This is a genomic window from Selenomonas sp. AB3002, from assembly GCF_000702545.1.
Classification (GTDB): domain Bacteria; phylum Bacillota; class Negativicutes; order Selenomonadales; family Selenomonadaceae; genus Selenomonas_B; species Selenomonas_B ruminantium_A.
Genome location: NZ_JNIO01000008.1, coordinates 1,486,263 through 1,503,497 on the forward strand (window position 1 = coordinate 1,486,263; position 17,235 = coordinate 1,503,497).

Genomic DNA, 17,235 nt, shown 5'->3' on the forward strand with positions numbered 1-17,235 from the left:
AACCTCGCAAAAAGATGCGGGCCCCGCCAAAGGGTCCGCATCTTTTTTGCTTCAATTCAATTCTATAAACTTCATGATGACAAACATGATCAGCCCAATGCCTGCACCCACAATGGATCCATTCATGCGAATCCACAGCAAATCAGGCTCTACCTTGTCGTACACAAGATGGTTGAGCTGCTTGTCAGTCAGTCCCGACAGCACGGAGGTCACTACCACACCCACCAAAGTCTGGGCATGAAGAGCAGAGCGCGCTATGAGATCATAGAGGAAATGCCCCACACTGCGCCGCAGTTCTTCATCCTCCTTCAGAAGGTCCAAAATGCGCTGATACTCCTCGCCAATCAGGCCTGCCAAGCGGGACTGAAGCACCGGCAGATGCTCGGCCAGGGGGTCCACCTCCCGTGCCTGATCCTCAGCCAGATGAGCACGCAGATGGGTGAAGGTACGCTGCACCGCCTCCCCCAGGGGCAGGTCTTCCAGCAAGCTGTCCTTCAGATCATGGAGCAACTGATGGAAAGCAGGGTCCAGATTCAGCACCATGGACTTCTCATAGAAAAGGGAGAGCAGGTCTTCCTGCAGCTGGCTTTCCGGCTTGGCCAGTTCCTCAAGGATTGAGAGCAGCTGCTTCTGCATCAGCTCTGCTGCTTCCTCCAGATCCACCAGATTGGTGGCCTCCAGGAAACCAGCTGCCAGCAAGCTCCAAAAGTCCCCCTTGGTGCGTTCCTTCTCGTAATCCTGCAGGTATTTCTCGATGGCCTTCCTGGTCTCCGGCTTCTCTACCTGCAGATAGCCGTAAGCCGCCAGCTTTGCCAGTATTTCATGGTCCCTGCCGCTGCGGGAAAGCCAGCGGCCGAACTCACCAAAGAAATCCTCCGGCTCCACCCTGGCCAGGGTGTCCTTGAACCTCTCAGCAATCACCGCCGCCTGCTCACCACTGCCCTCCCGGACAAGGATATTCCTTGCATAGACCAGCAACCTGTCTGTCATGCGTGCCCTGGTCTCCGGATGATCCAGCCATTCCAGCAACATGGGCATGAGGTGAAGCCTTTCCAGATGGTGGAAAATCTTCCGCTTGGAGAAGAATTCCTTCTGCACCAGGGTCACAGACGACTGGATGAAAGAATCCCTGCGCCGGGGCAGGATGGCCGTATGATAGGGAAACCCCAGGGGCTTCTCAAAAAGCGCCGTAACTGCAAACCAGTCTGCCAGGCCGCCTACCAGAGCCGCCTCCGCACAGAACAGCATGCCATCTGCCAGGAGGCTGGCGGGATAGGAAAGATGCAGGCACAGGCAGAAGAGGAACACCACCAGCACAAAGAGCAGGGTCTTGTCCGCCTTGTTCCAATTGCTCCAGATCACAGGCCCCACATCCTTTCCGCCAGGGTCACCAGGATATAGAGCCCCATGCCCACCAAAGAGCCCACGATTGCTCCGTTGATGCGTATCATCTGCAGGTCATCCTGCACCCTTGCTTCCACGAACTCCACCAGCTCATCGTCACTGAATTCTGCCAGGCGTTCCCTGATGATACCTGGAATAAGGTCGTGGTGCTTGGCAAGCTCCGTTTCCAGGAAATCCTTCAGCTTCCTGTCAAAACTCTGCTGCAGCTTTTCCGATTGCACGAAACTGTCCACATTGCTGTCCACGAAAGAGCGGAACCCTGGCAGCCAGAAAGGCTCCTCCCCCTTCACATTGGCTTCCAGCCAGCGTTCCAATAGCGGCTCCAAATCCAGTCTGCCCACCAGGCTGTCCTTCCAGTCCTTCAGCAGGTCATGCAAGCTTTCATCCCGGCTGAAATTCATCAGCATAGTTTCAAGGCCCGCCTTGAGGGCCGCATAACTCTGGGTCTGCCCTTGCAGGAGTTCCTGCAGCTGCTTCTGTAGTTTCTCATTGAGGATGGCGAGGATCTTCTCGTCACTGAGGTCCATGAGCTCCAGCACAAAGGCCCTGCCTGCCGAATCTCCCTCATACTCCTTGCGCAGCAGGCTGATATGGGACAGCAATACCTGCTGGAACACCGGTGAGGAAAGCACCTCCTGCCCTATGGTCAGGAGGCTGTGTATGATGCTGCGGGAATTTTTTTCCTCCGCCAGCATCCGCACCAGATCCATCAGCACATTTTCCAAGGCCAGGGACTTCAGCCCATCCTGGATAGAAGGAGCCAGCTCCCTTGCCACCCTGGCAGTATCAAGGGTGTTGATGCCGCGCAGCAGTACCTGGCATGCTACCTCCTGCAAGCGTTGCCGCCCTCCCCGGTACTCAAGGTAATCCACCATGAGGCCAGCCGTATCCTGCTGCCTGAGCACTTTCATGACATTTTCGGTGCTCAGGAGGTCCTCGCTGGCAAACTGCACAATGGCATCCATGATGCGGGGCCGGTTGCGCCGCAAGATATCCGTGCGATAGGCAATACCCAAAGGACGACGAAAGATGGCCGTCACGGCAAACCAATCTGCCAGACCGCCAATGGTGGCCGCCAGGAAGCCGTGGTGCAGCAGCCCTGCCCCAAAGCCTCCCTGTATGCCCAAAGTCCCCAGGAAGCCTGCCGCACTGAGTCCCAGGGCAAGATTAGCCTTATTTTTCTTCTGCATCAGAGCCTCTGTCCCAAATCCTTCAGATAAGCTTTGAAATCAGCACCCAAATCGTCGCGTCTCAGGGCAAACTCAACCGTAGCTTTCAAGAACCCCAGCTTGTCACCCAGATCGTAGCGCTGGCCCTCAAAATCGTAGGCATAGACAAAATCCTCTTTCGCCTGCACCTTCAGGGCATCAGTAAGCTGAATCTCGCCGCCTTTTCCAGGTTTGGTCTCTTCCAGAATATGAAAGATAGAGGGCTTGATGATATAACGGCCCAGTACCGCCATACGACTGGGAGCGCTGCCCACATCCGGCTTCTCTACCATGTCCAGGACCTTCAGCAGGCGCGGATTATTACCCTGCTCACCATCAATGATGCCATAAGAAGATACCTTATCCTCAGGCACAGTCTGGCACCCCAGCACAGAACCACCGGTAGTCTCATAAACATCTATCAACTGCTTCAGAGCAGGTTTTTCTGGATTGTAGACCACATCATCACCCAGGAGCACCGCAAAAGGCTCATCACTGACAAATGCCTTGGCACAGAGAATGGCATCTCCCAATCCGTTCATGTGTCGCTGACGGATGTAGTGGATATTGATATCCGCTGTCTCCTGCACCTGCTTCAAGAGGTCAAGCTTGCCCTTTTTCTCCAGTTCCCGCTCCAAAGTTGGCGCAGAATCAAAATGATCCTCTATGGAACGCTTGCCATGGCCGCTGACAATGAGAATATCCTCGATGCCACTGGCAATGGCTTCCTCAACTATATACTGGATAGTCGGTTTGTCCACAATGGGAAGCATTTCCTTCGGGGTGGCCTTGGTGGCCGGAAGGAAACGGGTACCATAACCTGCTGCCGGAATGACGGCTTTTCTGATTTTCTGCATAACAATCCCTGCCCATCTGAATTTTTATTATTTATTGTATAACCTCTATTATTTTACACCAAAAAGGGATTCCTCGCCACCTCTGACAACGGGAATCCCTAAAACACACGTCACGAAAATTGCATCTCTCAGCTGGCAGCCATCAGGCATTCAGCACTCTCGTCTGCTTCCTGCATCCTGCCCACAAAAGAGTCCGTCAGATGCAGTTCATAGGAAGGCTTGCCACGAAGCATCTGCAGTTCCCTGGCATCAGGTGCCAGAGAACTGCCGTCCGGCAGGAAGACACAAATGGCGGCGTGTTCATGGCTGCCTGCAAGGATCAGAGCCTTATCGGCGCCCACGCCCTTCTGCTTGTCCATAAGCAGGCACATGGCGCCCGGCCCTGGCATGAAGCCCTTCGTCCCATCCAGAACCAGATAATCCTTGCCCTCTGCCACGAAGCCTTTTACCACCATCATGTCTGTTCACCGGCCTTTCTGCTATCGACTAATAAATCCCTTCCAACTGACTCACATTATATCAGTCATTTTCTTCTATGAAAATCACAAAATCTGCTTTTCATGTTGCAAAAAATGTACTAAAATATATTCAAGAGAGCTTTAACAAGAGCGAAAGGATATGACTTATGCCTGGCTATCAGAAAAAAGGCTACCTGGTCAGCGATTTCCGGGTTTTCCGGCTGAAAGACGCTGCAATGAAGGAAATCCCCTTCCACTACCACGACTTCCACAAGATAATCCTGTTCCTGGACGGCAGGGTGGATTACGTCATAGAAGGCAAGACCTACGCCCTGCAGCCCAGGGACCTTGTCTTCGTATCAGCAGGAGAAATCCACCGCCCCATTATCCATGACGAGGACGAAGGGGCAGTGCCCTACGAGCGCATTGTTATCTACATTGCCCCAGACTTTCTGGAACGCTGGCAGGAGGAAGGCAGCAGAGGAGCTGACCTGTCCGCCTGTTTCCAGAAGGCCAGAGAGACAGCCAGTGTCATGCACCAGCCTCCTGGCACCAGCCACGACCTGCTCTATCACATGGACAAGCTGGAAAAGACTGCCCATGGTGAGGGCTTTGGCAATGAGCTTTACACAGAAATACTCTTCATTGAGTTCATGATCCTGATAAACCGTTCCCTGATCGAACATGAACTCAGCGCCCTGGAAAATGCTTCCTATGACCCGAAGATACAGGAAGTGCTGACATATATAGGCAGCCATCTGGCTGAGGACCTCAGTGTGGAATCCCTGGCCGCCAAAGCCTATATGAGCAAGTTCTACCTTATGCGCAAGTTCAAGGCAGACACAGGTTACGGCCTGCACCAGTACATACGCAGCAAGCGCCTGCTGATGGCCAGAGACCTTCTCAAGACCGATACGCCCATCACCCAGATTGCCGCAGACGTTGGTTTTATGGATTACTCCACCTTCTCCCGGGCCTTCAAGTCCATGTTTGGCTGCACTCCGAGAGAGTACAGGAACAATCAATTGAACTGAAAAAGCCTTGCCGATTGGCAAGGCTTTTTTATTGACACAAACTCTTAGAGATGCCAGAACCAGATATAGACGTTGGCCATGGCAATGGTCAGCACCATCACCGGCAGGGCGACTTTCATGAAACCGATGAAAGAAATCTGCTTGCCGTGCTGGGCAGCCAGAGAGGCCACCACCACGTTGGCGCTGGCACCAATGAGGGTACCGTTGCCGCCCAGGCAGGCACCCAGGGCCAGGCTCCACCACATGGGCTCCAGATTGGAAAGGCCCATGGCCCCCATGTCCTGAATCAGCGGAATCAGGGTAGCCACGAAGGGAATGTTGTCGATGAAGGCAGAAGCAAAGGCGCTCATCCAGAGAATCAGGATGGCGGTGCCCTCCACACTGCCCTGGGTAACCTTGATGGCCTCAGCAGCCAGCATCTTGATGACGCCAGTCTCCACCAGAGCACCTACCAGCACGAAGAGGCCGGCGAAGAAGAAGATGGCCAGCCACTCCACCTTGGAGAGGACCTTGGCAATCATGTGCTCGTTCTGGGGGAAGGAGATGAGGAGCAGGAAGCCTGCTCCTGCCAGGGCTGCGGTAGCCGTCTCCAGATGCAGTGTGCTATGAAGCACGAACATGGTGAGGGTCAGGGCGATGGCCAGCAGGCACTTCTTGAGCAACGCCGGATTGGCAATCTGGCTCTTGGCGTTAAGGCTCATGACCTTGGCCTGCAGCTCAGGCTCGGTGTGCAGCTGCTTGCGGTAAAGCAGCACCAGCAAAGCCTCTACCACGATGAAGATGACAATGGATACACCTGTCATATTCCAGACGAAATCCATGAAGGACAGGCCCACAGCGCTGCCGATCATGATGTTTGGCGGGTCACCAATCAGGGTGGCTGTACCGCCGATATTGGAAGACAGTATCTGCGCAAACAGGTAAGGCTTCACGTCCACTTTCAGCTGGGACGTGATGCTGAAGGTGATGGGCACCGTCAAGAGTACTGTGGTCACGTTATCCAGCAGGGCTGAGCACACTGCCGTAATGGTGGAAAGAGCAACCAGCAGCGCCACCGGCTCGGCCTTGACCTTCTTGGCAGCCCAGATGGCCAGGAAGTTGAACAGGCCCGTCTCGCTGGTGACATTGACGATGGTCATCATGCCGATGAGCAGTCCCAAAGTGTTGAAGTCGATGTGATGGATAGCGGTCTCCTGGTCAAGGATGCCCAAGAGGATCATCAGCATGGCGCCGAAGATACCCACGATAGTGCGGTGCACCTTCTCTGAAATAATGAGTGCATAAGCTATCAGGAAGATCGTGACAGCTATCATAGTCTGTGTTTCCATAAAAACCCCTTTCTCTCTATGCTTTCCCTAAATTAACTCTAGGCTCCAGAATAATCTTCTGCCCTTCCTTCTTAACCTTGAAGCCGTAGCTGGTGATGCCCTGCAGGGCCAGCTCCATCTTCAGCTGAGTCAGGGCACGGCCCAGCTCGTCTGTGAGGGCAGGGGTGAAGCCTGCCCGGGAGAGATTCACAGGAGGCGCGGCTTCTGCCTCAGCTTTCTGCTTCTTCACCTGCGCCGCCTCGGCCTTGACGAACTTGGTCTCGACAGTATCTTCCTCCACAAAGTTCTTAAGCATATCCTTGTCGGAAAGATCCCTGGGAATTTTGGCCTTGGGCGGTTTCTTGGTCATCTTGGACATTATATCACCTTAACCTTTCTGGCTGGCCTTGGCCCAACTGTCGCGAAGTCCCACCACACGGTTGAACACCAGATGGTCAGGGGTAGTATCCGGATCAACCACGAAGTAGCCATCACGCAGGAACTGATAGTGAGTGCCGGCTGCCGTGAGCTTCACGCTGGGCTCAATCCAGGCATTCTCGATGACTTCCAGGGAGTTCTTGTTCAATGACTCAAGGAAGTTGTCGGGGATATTGCCATCCTCGTCAGTTTCAATGAGATAGTCGTACAGGCGCACCTCAGCGGGCAGGGCAGTCCTGGCTGCCACCCAATGAATGGTGCCCTTGATCTTGCGATTGGCGGTGGGGCCGCCGGTCTTGGAATCCAGGTCAGCCGTGCAGCGAAGCTCTACCACGTTGCCAGCCTCATCTTTGATGACTTCCTCGCACTTGATGATATAGGCGTGCTTCAGACGAACTTCCCCGCCGGGCTTCAGACGGAAGAACTTCTTGGGGGCGTCCTCCATGAAGTCCTCCTGCTCGATGTAAATCTCACGGGAGAAGGGCATGAAACGGCTGCCGCCGTGCATGGGGTTGTTGTCAGCTATAAGCCACTCTTCCTTATCCTCGGGATAATTGGTGATGGTGACCTTCAGGGGACGCAGCACCGCCATGACCCGGTCAGCATTCTCATTCAGATCGTCCCGGACGCAGTGCTCCAGCATGGCTGCATCCACCAGGCTGTTGGCCTTGGCCACGCCGATTTCCTCACAGAAATGGCGCAGGGCGGCAGGCGTGTAGCCACGGCGCCTGAGACCAGCAATAGTAGGCATGCGGGGGTCATCCCAGCCGGAGACAATCCCCTCCTCCACCAGCTGGCGAAGCTTCCTCTTGCTGGTGACGGTGTTGGTGAGATTCAGGCGGGCAAACTCAATCTGACGGGGACGCTTGCCCTCTTCAAAGCCCAGAGACTCCAGCAGCCAGTCGTAGAAGGGACGGTGCTCCTCAAATTCCAGGGTGCAGACGGAGTGGGTGATGTTCTCGATGGCATCGGACAGCGGGTGGGCAAAATCGTACATGGGATAGATGCACCACTCATCTCCGGTGCGGTGATGATGGGCATGGGCAATGCGGTAGATAACCGTATCACGCATGACCAGATTCGGAGAAGCCATGTCAATCTTGGCCCTGAGCACATGGCTGCCGTCCTCGAACTCCCCTGCTCTCATGCGGCGGAACAGGTCAAGGTTCTCCTCCACGCTGCGATTACGATAGGGGCTTTCTTTGCCCGGCTCCGTCAGTGTGCCGCGATAGGCCTTGATTTCCTCAGCAGAGAGGTCATCCACATAGGCCAGCCCCTTCTTGATGAGCTCCTCGGCATAGCCGTAGAGCTTCTCGAAGTAGTCGGAAGCATAGAAGCGGCGGTCTCCCCAGGAGAAGCCCAGCCATTTGATATCCTCCTGGATGGAGTCAACGTACTCCGTATCCTCTTTGGTAGGATTGGTATCGTCAAAGCGCAGGTTGCAAAGGCCTTGATTCCGCTCTGCCAGCCCGAAGTTCAGGCAGATGGATTTCACATGGCCTATGTGCAGATACCCGTTAGGCTCCGGTGGGAAGCGGGTGTGAATGCCCTCAGTGTATTTCCCCTGGGAAAGGTCGTCCTCGATGATATTCTGGATAAAATTCGAGGCCAGTGTCGTTTCTGCCATAAATCTTTCTCTCCTTACCTCAATAGATGTCTGCTGCATCCTTGGTCTTGCATTTTTCTTCAATATACTTGTACATGCGGTCAAAGCCCGGCTTCAGTTCCGGCTGCTCCTTAACTGGCAGGTGGGCCACCACCGCATCAACATAACCTTTTTCCACAACTTTTTTCAAGGTCCAGGCAAAGTTGATGTCATACACCCACATGAGGCGCACCAGCACCCTGTCCCCCTGGGTGGTTATGCGGTAATAATCCACCTGGTTGCCTTCTGCGAAGTCCTTCACGAAACCTTCACTTACCAGATGCTCCCCCGTGTTCTTCACGAACTTGGGCATCATGGCATCTTCATTGTCAAGATACGGCGTAAGCACCCGGTAAATATCCAATTTATCCGCATCCCGCAACAGCCTGGCGAAAAGCAGTTTTCTCTTGCTATCCGTCGGCTCTATGACCTTCTTGTTGTGATTCTTGATGGCAAAGCGCACCAAAGCCTCATCCTCCGGGGCAAGTCGCTTCATCAAATCAAGCTCATCGAGAACCTTCAGGCCCAAATCAGCATGATCCTCGGACTGGGAATCATTGAAGGTCTGATAGAGGCTGTACTGGCGGAACCTGCCCACATCGTGGAAAAGCCCCATAATCTCAGCCAGCTGCATATCATGGGCATTCAGCTCCAGATGCTTTGCCAGTTCCCGGGCGATGGAAGTCACATAGCCCGTATGCGTTTCCTTGATGCGGATGCCCAGCATGACCTCCTCATCATCTGTATGAAAGGTTTTCATATATGCATCCATCCAGCTGTGCATCTCTTTCAGCAGCGGCTGCAAATCTTCTTCTGCCAAAATCAGCCCCCCCTTAAAATTCCTATGAGATAATATTATACTACTTACTCCTAAGACTTACAAGCAACCCCACAGGCTGCCCAACCAAAGGAGCACGGGCACCATGACTAAAGCCGGCAGGTAGTTTATCACCTTGAACTTAGTCAGCTCAAGCATATTAAATCCTATGGCAACTATCAGCAGGCTGCCTGTGCAGGCAGTTTCCTTTATCAATTCCAGTGAAATAAATGGCGCCAGCCACTCTGCAAAGAGCACGATGCCGCCTTGGAATAGCAAGGTGAAGATTGCCGAGCCCATAACTCCCACTCCCATGGCCGCCCCCATGATGGTACCGGAAACAAGATCCAGCAGGGATTTGGTATAGAGCAGGGTGTAATCAGCCGAAAGGCCAGCATTGAGAGAGCCCACGATCACCATGGCCCCCACATTCATGATGAGGCAGGAGGTCACAAAAGCATTGGCCATCTTAGCCCCCTCCCCATGGCCTGCAAAGCGGGAGGTGATGCGCTCCGTGAAGCGGTTCACATGGCCCTCCCAGTCCAGCCATTCACCTATGAGCACTCCCAGCACGCAGGCCACGATCATGAGAAGAATCCTCTCTTCTGCCACCGCCCCCTGAATGCCGATGATTACGGTGCAAAGCCCCAGGGCCTTCATGATGGCCTCGGAGATATGCCTGGGGATCCCCCGCCTCAAAAGCAGGCCCACGGTAGTGCCCAGGATGATAGCTAAGGTGTTGACTATGACTGCAAACATGGCAGGCCTCCTGATGTGTAGCTGGCGCGAATATTTCCTATGATACAGTGCAACATTGTAACATGAAAAATTTTTTTCTGCACTATTGACATAAGGCCCCTTCTCCTGTATAATTTTTAACTGTCGATAAGACATAGGGGTATCGCCAAGTTGGTAAGGCACGGGATTCTGAATCCCGCATGCGTTGGTTCGAGTCCAGCTACCCCTGCCATTGAAATTGCAGCCGCAAGCTTTGCTTGTGGCTTTTTTATTGCATTGAAAAGCCTCCACCGCTTGCGGTGGAGGCCTAAATAACATTTACATGCTCTCAGCCTGTGAGTGACCTGCTGCAATATTCTCCGCCAGGATATCGGCAATATGCCGCACCCTGATGTCGGGAGCCTGCTGGTCAAGTCCTCCCCTGAGCTGCATGAGGCAGGCGGGGCAGGCTACGGCTACGGTGTCCGCACCGCTGGCCTTGATGTTGTTCACCTTCTCTTTCAGCATAGGCAGGGAAATCTCGCTGTACTTCACGCCGAAGGCACCCGCCATGCCGCAGCACTTGTCGCAGTCCTTCATCTCCACGAAGTCCACTCCCGGGGCAGCCTTCAGAAGTTCACGGGGCTCCTTGTAGACCCCCAGCCCCCTGCGGATATGGCAGGAATCGTGGTAGGTGACCTTCTCCGTGCCAGCCGTGGGCATCAGGCGGCCTGCCTGACGATAGCATTCAGCCACAAAGCTGGTGAACTCACGCACCTTGGCACCGAAAGCCTTAGCCCGCTCGCTCCACTCCGGGTCGTCTGCGAAAAGCTCCACATATGTCTTTTCCAAAGTCTCGGCACAGGTGGGGCAGGCACTGACGATGATGTCAGCCTTAGTTTCCTCAAAGGCTTCGATATTCTGCCTGGCGATGATCTTGGCCGTCTCCCTGTCACCGGTGCCCAGTACAGGCTTGCCGCAACAGCTCTGCTGCTCGGGGTAGATGACCTCGATATTCAGGTCCTGCAAAACCTTCACCACAGATTCGCCGGTGCCAGGGAAGACAAAGTCCATATTGCAGCCGCTGAAGAAGGCTGCTCTGAGCACAGGCTTCTCCGGGTTCTCTCTGAAGAGTTCCTCCGTCCTGTCGCGGAAAGGCCTGGCGGCAATGGCAGGCAGGCTCCTGCCCTTGGTCATGCCGGCAAAGAACAGCGGCAAATGGCGAATAAAGCCGCCGGACTCCACAGGCTTCTGGGCCAAGGCCCCCATGCGCAGCAGGGTGTGGAACACCTTCCTGTGAGTGAGGATATGGCGGAAGGCTGTCTTTTCCGGCAACCCCAGGCCATGTTCTTTCACATAACGGGAACGCAGCTCATCAATGAGGTCGGGAATAGGCACCTTGCCCGGACAAATGGTCATGCACTTGCGGCAGCCAATGCAGAGGTCGCTGAACTGGGAGAAGGACTCCATATTGTTCAGGAGGCCCGTCAGGATTGCGCCAATGCCGCCGGAGTATATATGGCCGTAGACATGGCCCCCTACCAGCGTCCAGATGGGGCAGACATTCAGACAGGAAGCGCAGCGCACGCACTGGTAGACCTGCTTGAGTTTCGGGTCAGCCGCCGCCCTGAGGCGGCCATTGTCCAGGAGGATCACATATTGCTTGCGCTCCTCCTCCACCAGCTGGCCATCCTTCTCATAGATGACAGGTGTAGGCCCGTCCACCATGGTCATGTAGCTGGTCATGCGCTGGCAGGTGCCATTGCGGGGCAGGAGTCGCAGGATCTTGGCGGCGTCCCTTACTTTCGGTATCAATTTCTCATAACCCAGGATCACCACATGAATGCGGGGCATAGTGGTCACCAGACGGGCATTGCCCTCATTGGTCACCAGGCCGATGGCGCCGTTTTCCGCAATGCCGAAGTTGGCCCCGGTGATGCCCATGTCGGCTGACAGAAACTCCTCCCGCAGCACCCGGCGGGCAGTGTGAATCATATAGGGAATATCGCTGGGCACATCCTCATGCAGTTCCTCAGAGAAGAATCCGGCACACTGCTCCCGGTTCAGATGGATGGCGGGCATCACCATGTGTGAGGGCTTCTGGCCTGCCACGGACAGCATCCACTCCCCCAGGTCAGTTTCCCTGACATGCAGCCCCTTTTCCTCCAGTGCCTGGTTCAGATGGATTTCCTCAGTAGCCATGGACTTGGACTTCACAATGCGTCTGACCTGCTCCTGCTCACAGATCTTCAGCAGGATTTCCTTCACCTCGTCCCCGTCCTTGGCCCGGAAGAAATGGCCGCCCCGGGCCTTGATGGAAGCCTCGAACTCGTCTGCCACCTCGTCGATATGGTCTACGGTCCACTCCTTCATGTCCCGCAGGTCATCCCGCAGGCGGTCGATGGACACCACATTGTCATAAGCCTTGAGCCTGGCGGCAGGATATTCATTCACGAAGCGGGAAAGGGCATCCCGCATGACCCCATCCTTCAGCTTGACCTTGATTTCCTTGTGAAGATTTCTCTGCTCATGTTCTTCATGCTCGTATCTGAGTTTTCCTGCTGCCATGTCAATGCACCTGCCTTTCCAATCCCTGCTCAACTGCCATGATAATGAAGCGGCTGGGGCCATGCACCCCAAGGGAAAGAACCCTCTCAATATCCGCCGTGCGGCTGGGGCCTGTGATAAAGCCCATATAGCCGGACTTGAAGACCTTCTCTATCACCTCAAAGGCTGTCTCCACATCCCTTACCATATAAGCAGGGTCAAGGAAAACCACATGCACCGGAGGCAGCATGCCCACTACCCGGGATTCGAAGGCGTAAGTATCCACACATACGCTGCCTGTCTCCCCCACGCCAAACTCCGCTACGGAAATACCCAGGTCAGCCTGGGGGGCCTGGCGGGCAATGTCGAATTTATCTGTATAAAGTTCCGTTCTTTTAGCTAACTCATCATACAAATAATCAAGAGCAGGCAGCTCCCCGCCCCCTACTGCCACCACCTTCTTCACAGCCAGGCTCTCAATGAGTTCCTCCAGCTTCCGCCTGGCTTCCAGCATATCAGGCACCCGCCAAAGCTCCGCTGCAGCAGCTTTGGCGTTCACAGAGAAGTCATTCCAGTACTTCCCCGACACCAGCTCATCCGTAAAGGCCTCCCTGGGCCAATCATTGCAGACTTTCAGCATAACGGCACACTCTCCTAACACATTGCTCTATACATCCATCCTTGCTCAAAAATCTAATAAATTCATCCGATGAATTTATTCTAGCAGTATTTTCAGAATATGTCAATTCTTTTCAATAATGATTTTAATAACCGATGGAAATTACCCTTGCACTTGCCTATAGCAAAAGAATTCTATTATACTAACTAGGGCATGTTGGTTAATTCACTCATTTAATCAAAACGCTCTACGAAGAAAAACAGAAAGGTGCCACAAAACTATGGTCAGAATCAAAGATGTTGCCAAGGAAGCAGGGGTAGCCGCCAGCACGGTTTCCCTGGTGATGAATAAGAAGGGCTATGTGTCGGAAGCCACCCGGGCCAAGGTAGAGGCCGCCATGGCCAAGCTCAACTATGTACCCAGCGAAATGGCCAGAAACCTATCCCTGAACCGCACCAATACCATCGGGGTCATCATGCCCTCCCTCTCCCATCCCTTTTTCGGAGAAGTGGTGGAAGCCCTGGAGGCTGCCCTCTATGAGCGCAGCTACAAGATGATGCTCTGCTGCACCCGGCACAAGGAAAATTCCGAGCGCACCTTCGTGGAAATGCTGAAGCGCCGCACCATGGACGGCATCATCATGGGCGCCCACTCCCTGGACGTTTCTCTCTATGATGACCTGAAGCAGCCCATTGTGGCTTTTGACCGGTACCTGAATGATAACATCCCCATTGTCCATTGCGACCATCACCAGGGCGGCAGACTGGCAGCCCAGGCCCTGCTGGACCAGGGCTGCAAACAGATTGTAGAAATCGTAGGCTATCAGGGAGTCAGCACTCCGGCCAACGAATATCACTTCATGGCAGCGGATATCCTTCGCGCCCATGGGGCAGAAGTCCATATGCTGGAAATGCCCTGGAACGCTTTCAGTTACAAAGACTTCATGGCCGCTGCCCGGGAACTTTTCCAGAAATACCCGGAAGCAGACGGCATCCTGGGGGCAGATTTGTCTGTCTCTGCCTGCCTGAACGCAGCAGCTTCTATGGGGAAAAAAGTGCCGGAAGACGTGAAGCTTCTGGCCTACGACGGCACTGCCGCCACCCGCATGGGCCTGCAGCCCATCACCGCCATCAGGCAGCCCATAGAGGAACTGGCGCAACTGGCAGTGACGAAAATCATCAACATGATCAACGAAGAAAAGGACGACAGCCCCTGGGTGCTGCCACCTACGCTTCTGGAAGGGGAAACCTGCTAAACACGCTTTTGCCCTGCTTGCCCCACCGCTTGCGCTCACTCAAGCGGTGTTTTTTATTACTTTCTCTCTATTTTATATATTTTTTCCGAAAAGATATTGACAAACTCCTGTTGTTCCACTATTATAAACATATCGAACCGATTTGATATTGGCTCGATTTTCTAAAAAGCTTTTGTCGAACCGATTCGACATAATTTAGGAGATGGGAAGATGCAAGAAACAATGAAGGTCACCGACCAGCGTTATCGGCTGGGCTACCACCTGATGACCAAGGGAGGCTGGATGAATGACCCCAACGGCTTTTCCTGGTTCAAGGGATATTATCACATGTTCTACCAGTATTACCCCTACGCCGCCGAGTGGGGTCCCATGCATTGGGGTCATGCCCGCAGCGAGGATCTGGTTCACTGGGAGACACTGCCTGTGGCCCTCGCTCCTGATGAGCATGAAGACGGCTGCTTCTCCGGCAGCGCCGTGGTCTATGACGGCAAGCTGTGGCTCATCTACACAGGCCACCACCTCACCAATCCCGCTGACAGCGAGGAATTCTATCAGGACCAGAACATCGCTTGGTCTGAGGACGGCATAGCCTTCCACAAATACGAAGGCAATCCGGTGCTTCGCGCTCCCAAGGGCAATACCAAGCACTTCCGCGACCCAAAGGTCTGGCAGGAGGGCGACACCTTCTACATGGTGCTGGGCAGCCAGGGCAGTGACGAGTTGGGCCGTGCTCTCCTGTATAAGTCACAGAACCTCAAACAATGGGAGCCTGTATCCGTACTGGACAAGGCCGTGAGCTTGAAGGATGAGGGCTATATGTGGGAATGCCCGGATTTCTTCCATCTGGACGGCAGGGACATCCTGCTCATGTCCCCTCAAGGGCTTGAGCCACAGGGCGACTGCTTCCGCAATCTCAACCAGACAGGCTATCTCCTGGGCCAACAGGACGAGGACGGCAGGCTCCAGAGAAAGGATTTCACGGAAATCGACCGCGGCCACGACTTCTACGCCACCCAGACCCTGCTGGCTCCGGACGGCAGAAGGCTTATGACCGCATGGATGAATGCTTGGGATTCCCCCATGCAGGAAAAAGAGGACGGCTGGGCAGGAGCCCTCACCATCCCCAGAGAACTGCGGGTGGAAAAGGGCAGGCTCTATCAGCAGCCAGTCCGGGAAATGGCCTCTGTGCGCGCAGGTAAACTGCTGGAGGGAAAGCTTGCCGCAGGCAGCAGGACAAAGCTCCCCTCCACCTCCGAAGTGCTGCTCACCTTCAAGGAAGCCTGGAACCATCAAGGAACTCTGCTGAAACTGGGAGATGGCCGACAGGAACTCACCCTCTCCCTTGATGCCAAGGGCAACCGCCTCATACTTTGTCGCAGTACCAAAGACGGAGAGAGGGCCACGCAAATCCTGCCCTTTGAGGAACTCTCCCTGCAGATTTTCGTGGACAGGAGTTCTGCGGAAATCTTTGTCAACGAAGGAGAAATAACCTTTACAGAGCGCATGTACTGGCAGGGTGACCTCAGCCTGGAACTTTGGGATATTCCGGCTGAAAAGGCTGTCATTTACGCTCTGGAAGCTGAAACCAACCGCTACTGATGATATACTGAATGTAGATTCATGAATTAGGGGGATTTAATCATGAAATTACTGCAAGCCTTTGGCAACCCGTTCTACCGCATGGGTTCCTTACAGATGCTGCTATTCTTCGCCGGCTGGGGTATCTGGTGGTCTTTCTTCCAGATCTGGCTCACCACCAAGCAGGGCTTTTCCGGCGCCCAGGTGGGCACCATTTTCTCCTTTGGCTCTGCCGCAGCCCTCATGCTGATGTTCGTCTACGGCTCCATTCAGGACAAGCTGGGCATGAAAAGGAATCTACTCATCGCCCTGATTGCCTGCCAGGTGTTCCTGGCTCCCTTCTTCACCTGGGTATATGTACCCATGCTGGAAGCCAACTTCTACGTAGGTGCCGTAGTAGGCGCTATCTATCTGGCAGTTTCCTACCTTGCCGCCTGCCCCGTCTTTGAGGCCGTCACTGAGCGCATGAGCCGTCGCTTCCACTTTGAATTTGGCCAGGCCAGAGCCTGGGGTTCCTTTGGCTATGCCATCTCCGCTTTGGCCGCAGGTTTCCTCTTCACCATCAGCCCCTATCTGGTTTTCTGGACCGGCTCTGCTGTTTCTGCCGTGCTGCTGGCTCTCCTGCTCTTCATGAAGCCTGAAAAGGATGAAGGGAACCTTGCCCGCTATGAAGACAAGGAAGAAAGCCTGAAAGACAGCAAGACTCCTTCCATGAAGGATATTCTGGGCGTGTTCAAAATCGGTGACGTGTGGAAAATCATCGGTTTTGTCATCATGAGCTGGACTTTCTACACGGTCTTTGACCAGCAGATGTTCCCCGAGTTCTTCACCCGCTTCTTCGATACTCCCGAGCAGGGCCAGCAGGCCTATGGCGTGCTGAACTCCATCGAAGTGTTCCTGGAATTCCTCATGATGGGCCTGGTACCTGTCTTCATGAGAAAGATTGGCGTACGCAAGGCCATCCTCCTGAGCTGCGCCATCATGGTAGTACGCATCGGCGGCTGCGGCCTGGCCACCAGTCCTTTGGGCGTAGGCATCATCAAGCTTCTGCACGCTCCCGAGACCGCCCTCTTCATCCTGGCCATCTTCCGCTATTTCACCCTGCACTTCGATACCCGCATCTCCGCCACCCTCTACATGGTGGGCTTCCAGATTGCCGCCCAGGTGGGACAGATTATCTTCTCCGCACCCCTGGGTGCCCTCCATGACCAGATTGGCTACCAGCAGACCTTCCTAGTGATTTCCGGCATCGTCTGCGTTGCCAGCCTCTACGCATTCTTCATCTTGCGCAAGGATGAGGAATGCGTGGAAGGCCAGCCTTTGGAGATGGAAGCTGTAGCTGAATAAGCCC

The 17,235-nt window shown here is 54.4% G+C and carries 15 protein-coding genes and 1 tRNA gene; 5 read left to right on the forward strand and 11 right to left on the reverse strand.

What is annotated here, in order from left to right; translation table 11 throughout:
- Positions 1 to 51: 51 nt before the first annotated feature.
- From P159_RS0115060 to P159_RS0115075, 4 genes are all read right to left on the reverse strand, one after another.
- On the reverse strand, positions 52 to 1,362 hold the full coding sequence (locus P159_RS0115060) for a DUF445 domain-containing protein (protein WP_029545337.1): 1,311 nt from the start codon (positions 1,360 to 1,362) through the stop codon (positions 52 to 54).
- Positions 1,359 to 2,594: a DUF445 domain-containing protein gene (locus P159_RS0115065; protein WP_029545339.1), complete on the reverse strand. Its 1,236-nt coding sequence runs from the start codon at positions 2,592 to 2,594 to the stop codon at positions 1,359 to 1,361. Before P159_RS0115065 ends, P159_RS0115060 begins: the two co-directional genes overlap by 4 nt.
- Complete coding sequence (galU, locus tag P159_RS0115070) at positions 2,594 to 3,469, reverse strand: UTP--glucose-1-phosphate uridylyltransferase GalU (RefSeq protein ID WP_029545347.1); 876 nt, start codon at positions 3,467 to 3,469, stop codon at positions 2,594 to 2,596. The genes P159_RS0115065 and galU overlap by 1 nt, the downstream gene beginning before the upstream one ends.
- A 128-nt stretch (positions 3,470 to 3,597) precedes the next feature.
- Positions 3,598 to 3,927 carry a hypothetical protein gene (locus P159_RS0115075; RefSeq protein ID WP_029545349.1) on the reverse strand — a complete coding sequence of 110 codons (330 nt, stop codon included), beginning with the start codon at positions 3,925 to 3,927 and terminating at the stop codon, positions 3,598 to 3,600.
- Between the two features lie 167 nt (positions 3,928 to 4,094).
- Here P159_RS0115075 and P159_RS0115080 point away from each other — a divergent pair, with 167 nt between their 5' ends.
- Positions 4,095 to 4,961: an AraC family transcriptional regulator gene (locus P159_RS0115080; RefSeq protein WP_029545353.1), complete on the forward strand. Its 867-nt coding sequence runs from the start codon at positions 4,095 to 4,097 to the stop codon at positions 4,959 to 4,961.
- A 44-nt stretch (positions 4,962 to 5,005) separates the two neighbouring features.
- Here P159_RS0115080 and P159_RS0115085 read toward each other — a convergent pair whose 3' ends face one another.
- The 5 genes from P159_RS0115085 to P159_RS0115105 form a co-directional block, all read right to left on the reverse strand.
- Positions 5,006 to 6,289 carry an ArsB/NhaD family transporter gene (locus P159_RS0115085; protein WP_029545354.1) on the reverse strand — a complete coding sequence of 428 codons (1,284 nt, stop codon included), beginning with the start codon at positions 6,287 to 6,289 and terminating at the stop codon, positions 5,006 to 5,008.
- A gap of 16 nt (positions 6,290 to 6,305) precedes the next feature.
- Positions 6,306 to 6,638 carry a hypothetical protein gene (locus tag P159_RS0115090; protein ID WP_029545356.1) on the reverse strand — a complete coding sequence of 111 codons (333 nt, stop codon included), beginning with the start codon at positions 6,636 to 6,638 and terminating at the stop codon, positions 6,306 to 6,308.
- 18 nt (positions 6,639 to 6,656) lie between these two features.
- On the reverse strand, positions 6,657 to 8,333 hold the full coding sequence (locus P159_RS0115095) for a glutamine--tRNA ligase/YqeY domain fusion protein (protein ID WP_029545358.1): 1,677 nt from the start codon (positions 8,331 to 8,333) through the stop codon (positions 6,657 to 6,659).
- A 19-nt stretch (positions 8,334 to 8,352) separates the two neighbouring features.
- On the reverse strand, positions 8,353 to 9,156 hold the full coding sequence (locus P159_RS0115100; protein ID WP_029545359.1) for an HD domain-containing protein: 804 nt from the start codon (positions 9,154 to 9,156) through the stop codon (positions 8,353 to 8,355).
- A gap of 72 nt (positions 9,157 to 9,228) precedes the next feature.
- Positions 9,229 to 9,927 (reverse strand): DUF554 domain-containing protein, encoded by a 699-nt coding sequence (locus tag P159_RS0115105; protein ID WP_029545361.1) that lies wholly within the window; start codon positions 9,925 to 9,927, stop codon positions 9,229 to 9,231.
- Between the two features lie 135 nt (positions 9,928 to 10,062).
- Here P159_RS0115105 and P159_RS0115110 point away from each other — a divergent pair.
- Positions 10,063 to 10,138: transfer RNA gene (locus P159_RS0115110), tRNA-Gln, on the forward strand.
- Positions 10,139 to 10,224: 86 nt separating this feature from the next.
- Here P159_RS0115110 and ldhH read toward each other — a convergent pair.
- Positions 10,225 to 12,453, reverse strand: coding sequence for an L-lactate dehydrogenase (quinone) large subunit LdhH (gene ldhH, locus P159_RS0115115; protein WP_051650400.1), 2,229 nt, complete (start codon positions 12,451 to 12,453; stop codon positions 10,225 to 10,227).
- Between the two features lies 1 nt (position 12,454).
- Positions 12,455 to 13,072, reverse strand: a complete 618-nt coding sequence (locus P159_RS0115120) for a lactate utilization protein (RefSeq protein WP_029545366.1) — start codon at positions 13,070 to 13,072, stop codon at positions 12,455 to 12,457.
- Between the two features lie 259 nt (positions 13,073 to 13,331).
- On the opposite strand from P159_RS0115120, the gene P159_RS0115125 reads away from it, so the two are divergent.
- The 3 genes from P159_RS0115125 to P159_RS0115135 all read left to right on the forward strand — a co-directional run bounded on the left by P159_RS0115125 (position 13,332) and on the right by P159_RS0115135 (position 17,231).
- Entirely contained in the window at positions 13,332 to 14,306 is a 975-nt protein-coding gene (locus tag P159_RS0115125) for a LacI family DNA-binding transcriptional regulator (protein WP_029545367.1), read from the forward strand.
- 210 nt (positions 14,307 to 14,516) lie between these two features.
- Positions 14,517 to 15,905 (forward strand): glycoside hydrolase family 32 protein, encoded by a 1,389-nt coding sequence (locus P159_RS0115130; protein ID WP_029545368.1) that lies wholly within the window; start codon positions 14,517 to 14,519, stop codon positions 15,903 to 15,905.
- 42 nt (positions 15,906 to 15,947) lie between these two features.
- Positions 15,948 to 17,231 carry an oligosaccharide MFS transporter gene (locus P159_RS0115135; RefSeq protein WP_029545377.1) on the forward strand — a complete coding sequence of 428 codons (1,284 nt, stop codon included), beginning with the start codon at positions 15,948 to 15,950 and terminating at the stop codon, positions 17,229 to 17,231.
- Positions 17,232 to 17,235: the final 4 nt, after the last annotated feature.

Excerpts from the sequence above, each read along its gene's own strand:
- P159_RS0115065 (WP_029545339.1), bottom strand. The coding sequence starts at position 2,594 with ATGCAGAAGAAAAATAAGGCTAATCTTGCCCTGGGACTCAGTGCGGCA.
- galU (WP_029545347.1), bottom strand. The coding sequence starts at position 3,469 with ATGCAGAAAATCAGAAAAGCCGTCATTCCGGCAGCAGGTTATGGTACC.
- P159_RS0115075 (WP_029545349.1), bottom strand. The coding sequence starts at position 3,927 with ATGATGGTGGTAAAAGGCTTCGTGGCAGAGGGCAAGGATTATCTGGTT.
- P159_RS0115080 (WP_029545353.1), top strand. The coding sequence starts at position 4,095 with ATGCCTGGCTATCAGAAAAAAGGCTACCTGGTCAGCGATTTCCGGGTT.
- P159_RS0115085 (WP_029545354.1), bottom strand. The coding sequence starts at position 6,289 with ATGGAAACACAGACTATGATAGCTGTCACGATCTTCCTGATAGCTTAT.
- P159_RS0115090 (WP_029545356.1), bottom strand. The coding sequence starts at position 6,638 with ATGACCAAGAAACCGCCCAAGGCCAAAATTCCCAGGGATCTTTCCGAC.
- P159_RS0115095 (WP_029545358.1), bottom strand. The coding sequence starts at position 8,333 with ATGGCAGAAACGACACTGGCCTCGAATTTTATCCAGAATATCATCGAG.
- P159_RS0115105 (WP_029545361.1), bottom strand. The coding sequence starts at position 9,927 with ATGTTTGCAGTCATAGTCAACACCTTAGCTATCATCCTGGGCACTACC.
- ldhH (WP_051650400.1), bottom strand. The coding sequence starts at position 12,453 with ATGGCAGCAGGAAAACTCAGATACGAGCATGAAGAACATGAGCAGAGA.
- P159_RS0115120 (WP_029545366.1), bottom strand. The coding sequence starts at position 13,072 with ATGCTGAAAGTCTGCAATGATTGGCCCAGGGAGGCCTTTACGGATGAG.
- P159_RS0115125 (WP_029545367.1), top strand. The coding sequence starts at position 13,332 with ATGGTCAGAATCAAAGATGTTGCCAAGGAAGCAGGGGTAGCCGCCAGC.
- P159_RS0115130 (WP_029545368.1), top strand. The coding sequence starts at position 14,517 with ATGCAAGAAACAATGAAGGTCACCGACCAGCGTTATCGGCTGGGCTAC.
- P159_RS0115135 (WP_029545377.1), top strand. The coding sequence starts at position 15,948 with ATGAAATTACTGCAAGCCTTTGGCAACCCGTTCTACCGCATGGGTTCC.